We start from the raw sequence: 14021 nt of genomic DNA on the forward strand, positions 1-14021 counted from the left end.
CATGAAATCCGAATTGAATACCCCCGGCGCCCCGTTCAACCGCCGCGAATTCCTGAAGACCGGTGCAGCTGTGGCCGGTGGCCTCGTGGTTTCCCGCGTACCGGGCGCCCAGGCCATGGCCAGTCGGAATGATGGTGACACAGCCATCCGGATTGGACTCGTGGGATGCGGTGGGCGCGGCACGGGCGCCGCCTTCCAGGCCCTGGCCACGTCCCAGGACGTGAAACTGGTTGCCATGGCCGATGCGTTCCGCGACCGCCTGGACGAGAGTTATGACAATCTGGTGCATCCCCAGGACGAAACCGACGAGAACAAACGGGTTGCCTCCCGGGTGGATGTACCCGAGGAGCACAAGTTCACGGGATTCGACGGGTATCTGCAGGTCCTGCCGCTCGTGGATGTGGTCCTGCTGGTGACCCCGCCCGCCTTCCGCCCCATGCACTTCGAGGCAGCCATCGAGGCGGGAAAGCACGTCTTCATGGAAAAACCGGTGGCTACCGATGCGCCCGGCATCCGGAAGGTCCTGGAAGTCGCCCAGAAGGCCAAGGAGAAGCAGCTGAATGTGGTTGTCGGCCTGCAACGGCACTATCAGAACGTGTATACCGAGTGGGTGGACCGCATCCATGACGGTGCCATCGGGGATGTGGTGCTGGGTAGGGTCTACTGGAACAGCGGTGGCGTCTGGGTGCGTCCCCGACAGCCGCAGTGGAATGAAATGGAGTATCAAATGCGCAACTGGTACTACTTCACGTGGCTGTGCGGGGACCACATCGTGGAGCAGCACATCCACAACATCGATGTCGGCAACTGGGTAAAGCACGGTCCGCCGGTCCGTGCGCAGGGACAGGGCGGCCGCCAGGTGCGCACCGGTCCCGATACCGGGCAGATCTTCGACCATCATTTCGTGGAGTTCGAGTATGCCGACGGCAGCCGCATGATGAGCCAGTGCCGGCACATGCCCGATTGCATGAACCGCGTTTCCGAGGCCTTCCACGGGACGGCCGGCTCGGCGCCGGAGCCAGGCACGCTGCTCGGACCGGACGGCGCGACCATCTGGAAGCACCGGGGCAAGGACGATCCCAATCCGTACCAGGTGGAGCATGATGAACTCTTCGCCGCGATTGCCGCCGGCCGGTATGCTTTCGCCGACGCGGAACGGGGTGCCGAAGCCACCATGACCTCCATCCTGGGCCGGATGGCCACCTATTCCGGCCGCGTGGTCGAGTGGGATGAGGCCCTGAACTCGCAGGTCAGCCTCATGCCGGAGCGGTTCGCGTGGGATGCGGCACCGCCCGTCCTGCCGGATGCCCACGGTGCCTACCCCGTACCCGTTCCGGGCGTATCGGTGGTGGTGTGAGATCAGCGCGATGCGGCGGGTTGGCCCGTTCATTGACGGCCGTCCTTCTCGTCAGCGCAGGCCTGCTGCCGGGATGTGGACCAGCCAATGACCTGTCTATACCCAGGGCCGAACCGGACGTATGGCGGTTCGAATTTGAATCCCCCCACATGGGTACGCTTTTCCGGGTGGTCCTGTATGCGTCCGACTCCCTGTCCGCCGAGCGGGCCGCCCATGCGGCGTTTGCCCGGGTGGATGCCCTGAACGCCATCCTGAGCGACTATGCGCCGGAGAGTGAACTGAACCGGCTGTCGGACACGGCGGGCCAGGACACGTTCGTGCGCGTATCGGATGACCTGTGGACGGTCCTTCGTCGGGCGCAGGAGGTTTCGCAGGAGACGGACGGCGCTTTCGATGTGACCGTGGGGCAACTGACGCGGATCTGGCGCCGGGCCATCCGTCGGAACACGCTTCCGGACCCTGCGGACATCGCCCGCGCGCGCGCAACCGTGGGTTACGCATCCATTGAATTCGATTCCACAGGCGTGGGCACCAGTGAATGGCGGGTCCGCCTTCAACTCCCGGGCACGCGGCTGGACCTTGGCGGCATCGCGAAAGGCTACGCTGCGGACCAGGCGCTCGCCGTAGTTCGTTCCCATGGATTCGATCGGGCGCTGGTGGATGCCGGCGGGGACATCGTGGCCGGAGCGCCCCCTCCCGGCCGCGAAGGCTGGCTGATTGACCTGCCCGGGGGCCGGACCATGCTGCTTGCCAATGGTGCCATGGCCGTGTCAGGAGATGCCTACCGCTTCCTGGAGGCGGATGGCGTCCGGTATTCCCACGTGGTCGACCCACAGACCGGATACGGCACCACCCATGTCCCCACGGTTGAATACGCGGCACCCGATGCCATGACGGCCGATGCCCATGCGTCGGCGCTTTTGGTTCTCAGGGCACGTATTATTACCGCAAACACCCACAAAGACGATCCATGAACAGACGATCCTTCATTGCCAAGGGCAGCGCGGCGGCCGCGGTAGCCAGCACCGGTCTATTTTCCCTGGACGCCGCCTTTTCGTCCCCCCGCCAACGGGAATTCAACGCCGCGCGGGATTTCAACCTCGCCTATGCCCCCCACTTCGGCATGTTTGCCGATTCGGCCGGAGACGACCTGGTGGATCAGCTGGAGTTCGCCGCGGGACAGGGCTTTACCGCGTGGGAGGACAACGGCATGAAGGGCCGCAGCGTGGCCGAGCAGGAGCGCATTGCGGCAGCCATGGGCCGACTTGGTATCCGGATGGGCGTCTTCGTGGCCCACACCATTTTCTGGCGGGAGCCCAACCTGGCCAGTGGCCGCGACGACTGGCGCGAACAATTCCTCACGGAAATCCAGGAGTCGATTGAGGTTGCCAAGCGCGTGAATGCCACGTGGATGACGGTCGTCCCGGGACATGTCGACCTGCGCTCCGATATGGGCTACCAGACCGCCAACGTCGTGGAATCCCTACGCCGCGCATCCGAAATACTCGAGCCGCATGGCCTCGTCATGGTACTCGAGCCGCTGAATCCCCGGGATCATCCGGGACTCTTCCTGACGAAGATCCCGCAGGCCTACGAGATTTGCCGGGCCGTGGACAGCCCGTCCTGCAAAATCCTGAATGACCTCTACCATCAGCAGATCACCGAGGGTAACCTGATTCCGAACATCGACCGGGCGTGGGAGGAAATCGCTTACTTCCAGATTGGCGACAACCCGGGGCGGAAGGAGCCCGGAACCGGTGAAATCAACTACCGGAACGTCTTCAAGCACATCCACTCGAAGGGATTCTCCGGGATCATGGGCATGGAGCACGGCGTCGCGGGCGAGGGCGCAGCCGGCGAACAGGGCCTGGTGGAGGCATACCGGACGGTCGACGCGTTCTAGGGCCTGTTAACACTACGCCTGAGCCCGCTGTAGCTATCAGAAATGGCGTTTATCAAGGCGTGAGGAGTGAAGTATGGCAGCGTCATTCGAGTGACGAGCAACACAGAGAAACGCCATTTCCGACGCTACCCGAAGGGACGGGGCCAATTTGGCGCCCACCGGCGTTGTCCTCTCCTCGAGTAACGCTGCTACACTTCGGATCGTCCGCCTTGGCGGACAACAAATTGGCCTCCGTCAGCGGGCTCTGGCGTAGTGTTAACAGGCCCTAGTACCTACGAACGGTCTTTCTCCCGCTCGATGGTCGTGTCCATTCCTTTCAGGAAGCCCCTCATTTTTGTCAGAGGCTTCGCGGGTACGAGTTGAATCTGATTGTCAAAGGCAATCAGATCGACCTCCTGACCGGCGTGCACGTTCATGAACTGCCGTATTTCCTGAGGAATCAGGACGTGATTCGTGGAAGACACTTTGACTCGGACCATTATCATGCCTCTATCCATGTGGGATGTCTTTTAGCTTTGCACCCAGGAGAAAAAAGGATCTCAACATCAAATCGGTGCTGACAGACGAGTCTGCGGCCTCGATTTTTGCGATTCGGGATTGACTGGATCGGAGCGCCTTCGCAACTTCCACTTGGGTCAACCCTTTTTCGCGGCGCAAGTCTTTCACTTTCCGTGCCAGGGCAGCTTTGAACTCAATGTACTCTGTCTCCTCGGGAGTTAGTCCAAGAAATTCCGAGGCATTGCCAGACGTCCATCCAGCCGCCTTGAGTCGTTCAGCCTTTTCCTTGTCCATGATTTCTACAGGTTTCTGTACTGTCGTATCCTGGATTGGGCGTTGACAATCACATTTTGGGGAGTCGAAACACTCTTTTTAGCGAAAACGTCCAGGATGACAATCGCATCTGGTTCGATCGCATAGACTATGCGCCAGGTTTGGTCTCTGTCTTGAATTCGAAGTTCATGACAACGTTTACTGATCTGGGGCATCGGCCTCGATTGCGGAAGACCAATACGATCTCCCCCTTGCAACAATCTAAGCAGATAACCTGCTTCCAATCTGGCGTCGGCTGAAAACGGGGGAGTTTTAATTTCCCCGGACAACCAATATAGTGGTTTCATGGATAAGATATGTCATTACTGACATATTGTATTCGGTATACCACATAGACCCATTTCTTCCTGTCGCGTACCCTACATCATCAACACCAACATGCCCAACGGCGGCAGGTCCAGCAGCACGGACGCCGGGCGCCCGTGGGAGGCGGGGGCGGCCGCGGCGATGGGGGCACCGGTAACGGGTCCCGCCCCCGATCCGGCGAACGCCGGGGCATCGGAGTTCAGGAGAACGGTCCACTCGCCCGCCTCCGGCAGGCCCAATCGGTATCCGGGCCGCGGCACGGGCGTGAAATTGAATACGAATACAAGGGTTTGGCCGGAGCGGGAGCCGGAGCCGCCTGAGCGGCTTGACCCACCAGCGCCCTTCCGCACGTAGGCGGCCACCGTGTTGGCGGTGTCGTTCGCCTCAATCCATTCGAAGGAGTCGGGCGCATCGTCGTGCAGGGCGCCCGAATCCCGGTAGAGCGCATTCAGCGCGCGTACCCACGCCAGGATGCCCGAGTGCAAGCCCACGGCGGGCGCATCGTCCGCATCCAGCAGCCACCAGTCGAGCCCCCGATCGTGGCTCCACTCGCGCCCCTGCCCGAATTCCATGCCCATGAACAGCAATTTCTTCCCGGGATGGCCGAACTGGTGGGCCAGCATCAACCGGATATTGGCTGCCTTTTGCCAATCGTCGCCCGGCATCTTCCCGAACAGGGATCCTTTTCCGTGTACCACTTCGTCGTGGGAGAGCGCAAGGACGTAGTTCTCGGACCACGCGTAGACCAGCGGAAACGTGAAATCGTGGAAATGATGCTTGCGGTGCACCGGATCGCGGCGGAAGAACTGCAGGGTATCGTGCATCCATCCCATGTTCCATTTGTACAGGAAGCCGAGCCCGTTCCTGTATGTGGGATGCGAAACGCCGGGCCACGCCGTGGACTCCTCGGCGATCATCATGACGTCCGGGAAGCTGGAAAAGACGACTTCGTTCACCGTCTTCAGCAACTCCACCGCTTCCAGGTTCTCCCGTCCGCCGAACTGGTTGGGCGTCCACGTGGTCCTGGAATAATCCCGGTAGATCATGGAGGCGACGGCGTCGAACCGGAGCCCGTCAATATGGTATTCGTCCAGCCAGAACAGGGCGTTCGAGAGCAGGAAATTCCGCACCTGGGGACGGGTGTAATCGAATACGTACGTCCCCCAATCGGGATGATGCCGCATGACCGGGTCGGTGTATTCATAGAGCGGCTCGCCGTCGAAGGCCACCAGGCACTGCGGATCCGTCGCGAAATGGGCGGGCACCCAGTCCAGCAGGACCCCGATTCCGGCCTCGTGCAGCTGGTTGACGAGATATTTGAAGTCCGTGGGGGTGCCGTAGCGGCTGGTCGGGGCAAAGTAGCCGGTCACCTGATATCCCCAACTCCCGTAGAACGGATGCTCCAGGACCGGCATGAGTTCAACGTGGGTGAACCCCATGTCCCGGACATGCTCGACGAGCGGCGCGGCCAACTCCCGGTAGGTCAACGGACGACCGTCCTCATGGCGGCGCCAGGACCCGAGATGCACTTCGTAGATGGAGACGGGCGCGGAAAGGTCGCGAGGACCGTTGCGGGTGCGCATCCAGGCCTGGTCGGTCCAATCGAAACCGAGGTACGGCACGATGGCCGCCATGCCGCTGGTGGCGCTGCCACCGGGCGCTGGAGGTTCCATCTCGTAGGCAAACGGGTCGGCCTTGTCCACGAAATGCCCGAACCGGTGGACCCGGTACTTGTATTTGGCCCCCGGGCGCGCGCTCCGCACGTACACCTCCCAGGAACGGGACATGCCCTCCCCAACGGCACGCATGGGATGCGCAGTCGGATCCCATCCGTTGAAGTCCCCGATGAGGCTCACGGCATCGGCCCGTGGTGCCCACACCCGGAACCAGGTTCCACTGGCATTCGGAAGCGCTCCGAACGTGCGGTGGGCGGCCATCAGGCGGCCGTTTCCCCACTGGTGGAGTTCCATGACGGAGGCACGTGGCACGTTTGGCTCACAGGTTGGGTGAAGAAGGCATCCGAAACTACGGTATGGGCCGTATCTTCGCCTCCCATCCTGAACCCGAATTCCGTTTTGACCCATTCCTCCGGGACATATCCTCCCGGCCGTCCCTTTCCGCTCGGTGCCACCTGGCACGGCAACGGCACGAACTTCTCCCTGTACTCCCGTTCCGCGACGGCCGTCTCCCTCGTCCTGTTCGAGCCCGACCGGACCATTCCGGTCGTGGATCGGCATGGTCCGGTGTGGCACGTGTTTGTCCCCGACGTGGGCCCCGGACAACTCTACGGCTACCGGGTGGATGGACCGTACCGGCCGGAAGAAGGCCACCGGTTCAATGCGAACAAGGTCCTGTTGGACCCCTACACGCGGTTGGTGGGCCGGCGTCCATGGTGGGACGACGCCCTTTTCGGATACGACATGGCCACCGGGGATGACCGGACCTTCAGTACCGTGGACAGCGCCCACGTGGCTGCCCTGGGCCAGGTCACAGACGAAGCATTCGACTGGATGGGCGACGCCTGCCCGACCGTGCCTTGGAAGGACACCATCATCTACGAGACGCATGTACGGGGCATGACCATGCAGCACCCGGACGTTCCGGAAGCGCTGCGGGGAACGTACCTGGGGTTGTGTTCAGAGCCCATCCTGGACCACCTGACGGCACTCGGCGTGACCACGGTGCAGTTGCAGCCGGTCAGCGCCAAGATTCCGGAGCGGCGCTTGCATGACATGGGGATGACCAACTACTGGGGGTACAATCCCCTGGCGTTTTTTGCGCCTGAACCCACGTATGCCTGCAATCCGGCGCGTGCCGACCACGAATTCAAGACCATGGTCCGGACGCTCCACAGCCGGGGATTCGAGGTCATCGTGGACGTCGTGTACAACCACACGGGCGAAGGCAGCCGGCTTGGTCCGCATCTCTCCTTCCGGGGGCTGGACAATGCGCACTACTACAAGGAGCAACCCGGAAATCCGCGCTATCTGGCCGATTTCACCGGAACGGGAAACACGCTCGATGCCGGCAATCCGTTTGTGCTGCAATTGATTACGGACAGTCTCCGGTATTGGGTGGATATCATGCATGTGGACGGCTTCCGGTTCGACCTGGCCTCCTCCCTTGCCAGGGACCTGTATGAAGTCGACATGCTGGGCAGTTTCTTCAAGGTCATCCAGCAGGATCCCGTCCTCGGCCAGGTGAAGCTGATTGCCGAACCCTGGGATGTAGGACCGGGCGGTTACCAGGTGGGGTCGTTTCCCTGGCAGTGGACCGAGTGGAACGGCAAATACCGCGACTCCGTGCGCCAGTTCTGGCGCGGCGATCCCTACCGGCTCGGCGAGTTCGCCACGCGCGTGGCCGGCAGCAGCGACCTGTACGCCAACTCCGGCCGTCGTCCCTTCGCGTCCATCAACTTCGTGACCGCCCATGACGGATTCACACTGGAGGATCTGGTGAGTTGGTCCAGGAAGCACAACCTTCCGAACATGGAAGACAACCGCGACGGGCACGAGCCGAACTTCAGTACGAATTGCGGCACGGAAGGTCCGACAAAGCGTACGGACATCCTGGACCGGCGGGACCGGCTGAAGATGAGCCTGCTGGCCACACTCTTCGTATCGCAGGGCGTACCCATGTTGCTGGGCGGCGACGAGTTGGGTCGCACGCAATTCGGCAACAACAACGCTTACTGCCAGGACAATCCCACTACGTGGTTCGACTGGGACCTGACGGAACGCGATCGCGCATTTCTCCGGTTCGTGCAGCGGATGATTGCGCTGCGGCGAGCCCATCCCTCCCTCCGGAGGCAATCGTTCCTGAACGGTTCGGACCAGGCCGCCTGGTGGCATCCGGATGGACGCACCATGGAAACGCCCGACTGGCAGGAAGGCCGCCGGCACACCGTGGGACTCATCCTGTTCGGCGACCGGATGGAAGACCGGGCGAACGACGGTTCAACGGTTTCCGATGCCACCCTGCTGATCTTCTTCCACGAACCACCGGACGAGCAGGCGTACCGGTTGCCACCATTCGGTTCCACATGGACCGTCCTGAACGGAGGCGACTGCCTGCAAGAAGGTCAGGTGTTCGCGGAGGACACGGCAGTATCGCTTGCCGGACCGTGCGTGGTCATTCTCCGTGCTGCGGAGCACGCCCGAAAAGACGGGTGATCCCGCCCAGCCAGCGGGCGTGTTCGTCCGTGAGGGCATCGGGGCGCATCCGCCAGCCCCAGTTTCCGGAATCCAGTCCCGGCGTGTTCATGCGGGCCTCTCCGCCGAGTCCCAGCACATCCTGCACGGGCGTCACCACGTAGCGTGCAACGGATGCCATGAGGGAGCGTACGGCCCGTTCGTGGAGCGCATCTTCCGGATGACAATCCAGGTCCAGGTAGTCGCGCGCGTAGGATTTGGCCTGGGCGACGACGCCCGCATCCTGCGTGCTGCGGGTATGATGCCACCAGCCCATGAACGTGTCGTTGTCGTGCGTTCCCGTATAGGCGACCAAGGGTTCCCGGTAATTGTGCGGCAGGAATTCGTTCTCGGGGCCGGAATCAAAGGCGAACTGCAGGATGGCCATCCCGGGAAACCCGAACTCGGTCATGAGGTCGGTCACGCCTTCGGTAATCACGCCCAGATTCTCCGCGATGAGGGGTAGCGGGCCCAACTGACGCTGCAACGCATGGAACAGGTCGGCACCCGGGCCCTGTTGCCACGTACCGTTGACCGCGGTCGGTTCGGATGCCGGCACTTCCCAGAAGGCCTCGAACCCGCGGAAATGATCGAGCCGGACCAGATCCACGAGGTCGAAGATCCGGGCCATCCGGGCCGCCCACCACGCGTAGTCGGATGCCTTCATCCGATCCCAGCGGTAGATGGGGTTTCCCCAACGCTGACCCGTCGTTGAAAAGTAATCCGGGGGCACACCCGAGACGACGGTGGCCCGCCCATCCGCGTCCAGGTGGAACAGGTCCTTGTTCGCCCACACGTCGGCCGAGTCCTGGGCCACGTAAATGGGGAGGTCTCCGAAAATGCGGATCTGACGCTCGTTGCAATACGCCTTCAACCGACGCCACTGGGCGTCGAACAGGTATTGCCAGAAGCGGTACATGTCCATCCGGTCTGCATGGCGTTCCCGGGCGGCGGCGAGCGCCTCGGCATCCCGCATGGCGAGGGGTTTGGGCCAGGACGTCCATTCCCGGAGGTCGTGCTCCTGCTTCAAGGCCTCGAAAAGGGCGTAATCGTCGAGCCAGAACGCATTCCGGGAGCAGAAGGAATGAAAGGCAGCGTGCTCACCAGGACTTCCCTGCCCGTCCCTGAACCGGATCCAGGCCTGCTCCAGGAGGCTGGCCTTGAACGATTCGACCCGCGGAAAATCCACGTGGTCCCGGAGGAATTCCGGGACCTCGTGCGGATCCAACAACCCCTCTTCAACGAGCAGTTCCGGGGATATGAACAGCGGGTTGCCCGCAAACGTCGACGGAGCGGCATAGGGCGAATAGCCGTATCCGGTCGGAACAATGGGCAGGACCTGCCAGAGCGTCTGGCCGGCCTGCTGGAGGAAGTCCGCAAACCGATAGGCTTCCGGACCCATATCGCCGGTGCCGTACGCACCAGGCAGTGACGTGATGTGCAGCAGAAGCCCGCTGGCTCGGCGTTCGGACATCCTTTTCATCAGTTTCAATTGCAGCGGCAAGTTACGTCGTAACAATCTCCCGAACGCTGGCGTAACCGGATCCATGCGCGAACTTCTGTCCATTCTTCATCCCGCAGACTACCGGTTCATGGCCGGTATCCTGGAGAGCCCCTTCAATTTGACGGACGATACGCGTCTGGAGCAGTTGACAGCAGCGCTCGAGGCAGCCGATACGCCGGAAAACCGGTCCGCCCTCGAAGCCCACTTTGAAAAGGAGTTCCGATACCTGGGCAGTTCCGATCTCATGTATGCCTTCCGAAGCCTGACCGGAAGCGAAGGCGGCGTCCCCTTCCCGGAAATCATCCGGGATGCGGCCTCCACACTGAAGGTGGAGGCACCCGCACTCGGTACCGACCGGGAGATGGTCGAGCAATTGGCCACGGATCACGCAACCGCCGCGTTCGCCAACCTGCCCCCGGAGGCCCAGCAGCAAATGCTGGAGGATCTCGGTGTGGATCGGGAAAAGGCGCAGGCTTTCCTGGCGCGTTCGGCCGGGGTTTTTGCGCTTCCCGTGCTCATTGAGGCCTTCAACGTGATCGTGGTCCAGGGACTCATCCAGACGGTGATTTTCGGAACGATCGCCCGGATCATCGGCCATCAATTGGCCGGCCGGTTGTTCTCGTTCCTTGTGGCACGCATGCCGTGGTGGGTAAGCTGGATCGGTCCTGCCGCCTGGACGCTGTCCATCGGTTGGACGGCCATCGACCTGCAGGGTCCGGCACGCCGCAAGACCGTCCCTGTGGTGTTGTACCTCGGGTTGTGTTCGCTCAGGGAGCGTACAGATCCGCCATCAGACGTTCACCCACCGGACGCGTGACATCCACCAGGATGGCCGGTGAGACCTCGCTCGCTCCGGCCGTATCCACGTAGAGGGTCTCCAGGCCCAGGCGCCGCTGGAACCACGTGGCATTCAGGGAAATCGTCTGCAACTTGTGCACGGGAATGAGCCAGGTGTGCTTGCCGAGGATGCCCCGTCGAACGGCGAATACGTCATCCGTGCGCGCCCAACCCATGTTGCGGAAGCGGGCGGCCGCGAGCGGAAACAGAAGCGGTAACACGGCCAGCGCCCACAGGGCCGGCGTCCAGAACCAGCCCACGCTGCCGCTCGCCACGACAATGAACAGCCCCCACCGGACGAGGAATCGACGCGTCGTCAGCGGTGAGACCGGCTGCCATTCGAGTTGCTCCCACGTCGAGCCCAGCGGATCTGCCACGTCGTTCAGCACATGGACCACATCACTGGCCCGCCCGAAGGGCACGGCCACATGGAATCCCGCCTCCCGCGTGTCCATCCCGATGGTCTGGAGCTCCAGACGGAACCATCCGAATTTGCGCATGAGCGGGTTCGTCCGGACAATGTAGGTCTGCACGCGACGGAGCGGAATGGTCCCCTCGGTCCGTGTCAGGAGTCCATGGCGACGATGCAATTTGCGACCGTCGCGTTCCAGCCGGAAGCCGTGGTATTTGTTGATGGTCAACAGCACCCCGGACAACCAGCCGAGCAGGACCGCCGTCAGGAAGGCAGCCAGACCGGCAAACCACGGAGACGCCTCGATTTCGGCCCGCAGCGGCTTCAGCGGGCCTCTGAGGGCATTCTCCAGGAGGATGGTCGGATCAGGATTGATGTACTGCAGGACCGAGTAGATCGCGGCCAGGTAGAGCAGCGAGAACCGGAATGCCCCGGCCAGTGCAACCTGACGTGGAGACATGTCGAACAGGGCTGGCCGAACCGGCGTTCCATGGCCATCGCCGTCGACGGGGGCATCGAACATCCCGGACGTGGCCGAATCCTCTTCCACCAGGTCTTTCTGCTTCTCCCGGATGACGGCCCGGATATCCTGGGCCTCGCCCAACAGGACAAACTCCAGTACGCCTTCGGCCTGGGACCCCCCCGCGGTGTAGATGGCCACCTTGGCCGTGCCCAGCATCCGGCTGAGCAGCCCCTGCTCGATATCGATGTTCTGGATGCGCTCAATCGGAATGTTGCGCCGACGTCGCGTGAGCACGCCCGAATGGATGATGACCTCCCGGTCCGTTATCCAATACCGGAATCGAAGATAGAAGACCGCTATCCACGGCAGGACAACAATGCCGTACAGGACCGCAATGGACAGGTTGAACCAGGTCACCGCGTCGGCACCACCCATGATGACCGGCAACAGGATGAACACCAATGCCGGCAGTGAGGTGACAAACCGGAGTACCAGGGTCAGGGGATGAAGTCGCCTGCCGTCCACCTACAGGGCCTCGTCCACAATGAATGCCTTCATGGTGTCCCTGAGATGCTCGGCAGTTTCAATGTGCAATCCCGGCACAACGACCTCACTGCTTTTCGTTCCTGCCGTGTGCACGATCAGTTTACCCAAGTCAAACTCCCGCTCAAATACGTCTTGCGAGACGTCGATATGTTGGATGCGTTTCAGTGGAACGATGGTCCGGATGCGATTGAATACGCCCCGCTCCAACAACAATTCCTCGTCCTGGAGTACGTACTTCCAGTAGCGGTAGCGCCACCGCGTGCCCCATATGACCAATCCCCCGCCGACCAGTATGGCCACGGCGGGCCAGACCCCGAACGGAACGACGCGATCGGCATCGAAAAAGTTCAGGATGTCCCAGACAATGACTCCCACGGCCACGACGCCCGCCCAGATCCCGGACTTGATCCGCCAGACCTTGACGATGGCCGGCTCCAGGGGATGCATCATCCCAATTCCCGTTTCAGGATTTCGTGGATGAACGCCGTGTTGCTCCAATAGGCCACGCGGCGGCCGTTGATGTACAGCGTCGGCGTCGCGTTCACCCGGATCTGCTCACCCGTCGCGCGATCGGCACGGACCTGCTCCCCGACTTCATCGCTCACCATGCACTCGGCGAACTCCCGCGCGTCCCAGCCCATGTCCTCGGCTATCTGGGGGAAGAGCCGGCCATTCAACTGGACCTGGTCCCGGAATACGCGATCGTGGTAGTCCCAGAAATCCCCGAAGCGTTCCGCACAGACGCCGGCACGGGCTGCATTGTCGGCGTGCACGTGCATGTCCAGCGGGTAATTCATGAAGCGGAATTGTACCTGATCGCGGAATTCAAACAGCGCCGGACGCAGGTGGAAGGCCGATACCCGACAGGCCGGGCACTGGAAGTCAGCGAATTCAACCAGGGTCACCGGTGCATCCGGCGTGCCCCAAAGCGGAGCGCGGTCCGGCACCGGAATGTCCACCGGCGTCTGCCGGAAGTGGGCATCGAGGGCGGCCGACATGTCGAATCCGGTGGTACCGGTTATGTCCCGCTCGTGGTTGATGGCGCCCGCGTAGCCGATGCCGAACACGACGATAGCGGCCACACCGACTTTCACGATGGCCGGATCGAACCGGAGACCGTCCGTCTGTCCCTGCAGGCCTTTTATCCAATCGCCGACGAACGCCCCCCACTTCTGTGGTGGATAGCCCATGCCGACACCGAGTGCAATGGCGGTCCCGAAGTTGGCCACATACATCCCGATGCAGACCAGGCAAACGACCCCCAATTCATAGAGGTGGTAGGCCTTGACGAACGTGAACAGGATGGCACCGAAGGAAAGCAGCAATGCGCCAGCAAGGAAGGGGCCCGCGCCCGATCGGCTCTTGGCCGTCGCGCCGAAAATGGCCGAAAGTCCGGCGAATGCGTAAAACAGAAATCCCCACCAGGCCACCGGCACACCCAGCATGCGCGCATAGCTCGAGGCGCTGGCCACATCGCAGTTCACCAGATCGTTCAGGGAACATCCGCTGGCCTCCACAAGACCCTGGGACGAAATCTTGAACGTCATGTTGGTGGCGTAGAGCGCCAATGCGGCCCCGATGATGGCAAAAATGGCCGCCACCCAGAGGGCTTTCTGGTTGAATTCAGGCTGGATTTCCCTGGATTTTCTGGATCGTGCAGTCATGATTCGGG

Annotated in this window: 12 protein-coding genes; 5 read left to right on the forward strand and 7 right to left on the reverse strand. The window is 62.1% G+C overall.

Annotated features, from left to right (window positions below; all coding sequences use genetic code 11):
• Position 1: 1 nt before the first annotated feature.
• The 3 genes from RIE53_11645 to RIE53_11655 all read left to right on the forward strand — a co-directional run bounded on the left by RIE53_11645 (position 2) and on the right by RIE53_11655 (position 3260).
• Entirely contained in the window at positions 2 to 1357 is a 1356-nt protein-coding gene (locus RIE53_11645; protein MEQ9105335.1) for a Gfo/Idh/MocA family oxidoreductase, read from the forward strand.
• 149 nt (positions 1358 to 1506) lie between these two features.
• A complete protein-coding gene (locus RIE53_11650) occupies positions 1507 to 2331 on the forward strand; it encodes an FAD:protein FMN transferase (protein ID MEQ9105336.1) in 825 nt (274 codons plus the stop codon).
• Positions 2328 to 3260, forward strand: a complete 933-nt coding sequence (locus tag RIE53_11655) for a TIM barrel protein (GenBank protein ID MEQ9105337.1) — start codon at positions 2328 to 2330, stop codon at positions 3258 to 3260. The genes RIE53_11650 and RIE53_11655 overlap by 4 nt, the downstream gene beginning before the upstream one ends.
• Positions 3261 to 3532: 272 nt before the next feature.
• Here RIE53_11655 and RIE53_11660 read toward each other — a convergent pair whose 3' ends face one another.
• The 3 genes from RIE53_11660 to glgB all read right to left on the reverse strand — a co-directional run bounded on the left by RIE53_11660 (position 3533) and on the right by glgB (position 6367).
• Complete coding sequence (locus tag RIE53_11660; protein ID MEQ9105338.1) at positions 3533 to 3745, reverse strand: AbrB/MazE/SpoVT family DNA-binding domain-containing protein; 213 nt, start codon at positions 3743 to 3745, stop codon at positions 3533 to 3535.
• Positions 3746 to 3749: 4 nt separating this feature from the next.
• Positions 3750 to 4052: a helix-turn-helix transcriptional regulator gene (locus RIE53_11665; protein ID MEQ9105339.1), complete on the reverse strand. Its 303-nt coding sequence runs from the start codon at positions 4050 to 4052 to the stop codon at positions 3750 to 3752.
• Between the two features lie 398 nt (positions 4053 to 4450).
• On the reverse strand, positions 4451 to 6367 hold the full coding sequence (gene glgB, locus RIE53_11670) for a 1,4-alpha-glucan branching protein GlgB (protein MEQ9105340.1): 1917 nt from the start codon (positions 6365 to 6367) through the stop codon (positions 4451 to 4453).
• 105 nt (positions 6368 to 6472) lie between these two features.
• Between glgB and glgX the strand changes: the two genes are divergently transcribed.
• Positions 6473 to 8569 carry a glycogen debranching protein GlgX gene (glgX, locus tag RIE53_11675; protein MEQ9105341.1) on the forward strand — a complete coding sequence of 699 codons (2097 nt, stop codon included), beginning with the start codon at positions 6473 to 6475 and terminating at the stop codon, positions 8567 to 8569.
• Here glgX and malQ read toward each other — a convergent pair.
• Positions 8529 to 10061 (reverse strand): 4-alpha-glucanotransferase, encoded by a 1533-nt coding sequence (gene malQ, locus RIE53_11680; GenBank protein ID MEQ9105342.1) that lies wholly within the window; start codon positions 10059 to 10061, stop codon positions 8529 to 8531. The genes glgX and malQ overlap by 41 nt on opposite strands.
• A 73-nt stretch (positions 10062 to 10134) precedes the next feature.
• Here malQ and RIE53_11685 point away from each other — a divergent pair, with 73 nt between their 5' ends.
• Positions 10135 to 10908 (forward strand): hypothetical protein, encoded by a 774-nt coding sequence (locus RIE53_11685; protein ID MEQ9105343.1) that lies wholly within the window; start codon positions 10135 to 10137, stop codon positions 10906 to 10908.
• On the opposite strand, the gene RIE53_11690 is transcribed toward RIE53_11685, so the two are convergent.
• The 3 genes from RIE53_11690 to RIE53_11700 are packed head-to-tail and all read right to left on the reverse strand — an operon-like array spanning position 10859 to position 14013.
• Positions 10859 to 12328 (reverse strand): PH domain-containing protein, encoded by a 1470-nt coding sequence (locus tag RIE53_11690; protein MEQ9105344.1) that lies wholly within the window; start codon positions 12326 to 12328, stop codon positions 10859 to 10861. The two genes, RIE53_11685 and RIE53_11690, sit on opposite strands and share 50 nt — an antisense overlap.
• Positions 12329 to 12799, reverse strand: a complete 471-nt coding sequence (locus RIE53_11695; protein MEQ9105345.1) for a PH domain-containing protein — start codon at positions 12797 to 12799, stop codon at positions 12329 to 12331. It abuts the gene before it with no gap.
• Positions 12796 to 14013, reverse strand: coding sequence for a thioredoxin domain-containing protein (locus tag RIE53_11700; protein MEQ9105346.1), 1218 nt, complete (start codon positions 14011 to 14013; stop codon positions 12796 to 12798). Before RIE53_11700 ends, RIE53_11695 begins: the two co-directional genes overlap by 4 nt.
• Positions 14014 to 14021: the final 8 nt, after the last annotated feature.

It is taken from the genome of Rhodothermales bacterium (assembly GCA_040221055.1).
Lineage (GTDB): Bacteria > Bacteroidota > Rhodothermia > Rhodothermales > UBA10348 > 1-14-0-65-60-17.

Bases quoted from the DNA above. Each gene is read 5' to 3' on its own strand.
- RIE53_11645 (MEQ9105335.1), top strand. From the start codon at position 2: ATGAAATCCGAATTGAATACCCCCGGCGCCCCGTTCAACCGCCGCGAA.
- RIE53_11650 (MEQ9105336.1), top strand. From the start codon at position 1,507: ATGGGTACGCTTTTCCGGGTGGTCCTGTATGCGTCCGACTCCCTGTCC.
- RIE53_11655 (MEQ9105337.1), top strand. From the start codon at position 2,328: ATGAACAGACGATCCTTCATTGCCAAGGGCAGCGCGGCGGCCGCGGTA.
- RIE53_11660 (MEQ9105338.1), bottom strand. From the start codon at position 3,745: ATGATAATGGTCCGAGTCAAAGTGTCTTCCACGAATCACGTCCTGATT.
- RIE53_11665 (MEQ9105339.1), bottom strand. From the start codon at position 4,052: ATGGACAAGGAAAAGGCTGAACGACTCAAGGCGGCTGGATGGACGTCT.
- glgB (MEQ9105340.1), bottom strand. From the start codon at position 6,367: ATGGAACTCCACCAGTGGGGAAACGGCCGCCTGATGGCCGCCCACCGC.
- malQ (MEQ9105342.1), bottom strand. From the start codon at position 10,061: ATGTCCGAACGCCGAGCCAGCGGGCTTCTGCTGCACATCACGTCACTG.
- RIE53_11685 (MEQ9105343.1), top strand. From the start codon at position 10,135: ATGCGCGAACTTCTGTCCATTCTTCATCCCGCAGACTACCGGTTCATG.
- RIE53_11695 (MEQ9105345.1), bottom strand. From the start codon at position 12,799: ATGATGCATCCCCTGGAGCCGGCCATCGTCAAGGTCTGGCGGATCAAG.
- RIE53_11700 (MEQ9105346.1), bottom strand. From the start codon at position 14,013: ATGACTGCACGATCCAGAAAATCCAGGGAAATCCAGCCTGAATTCAAC.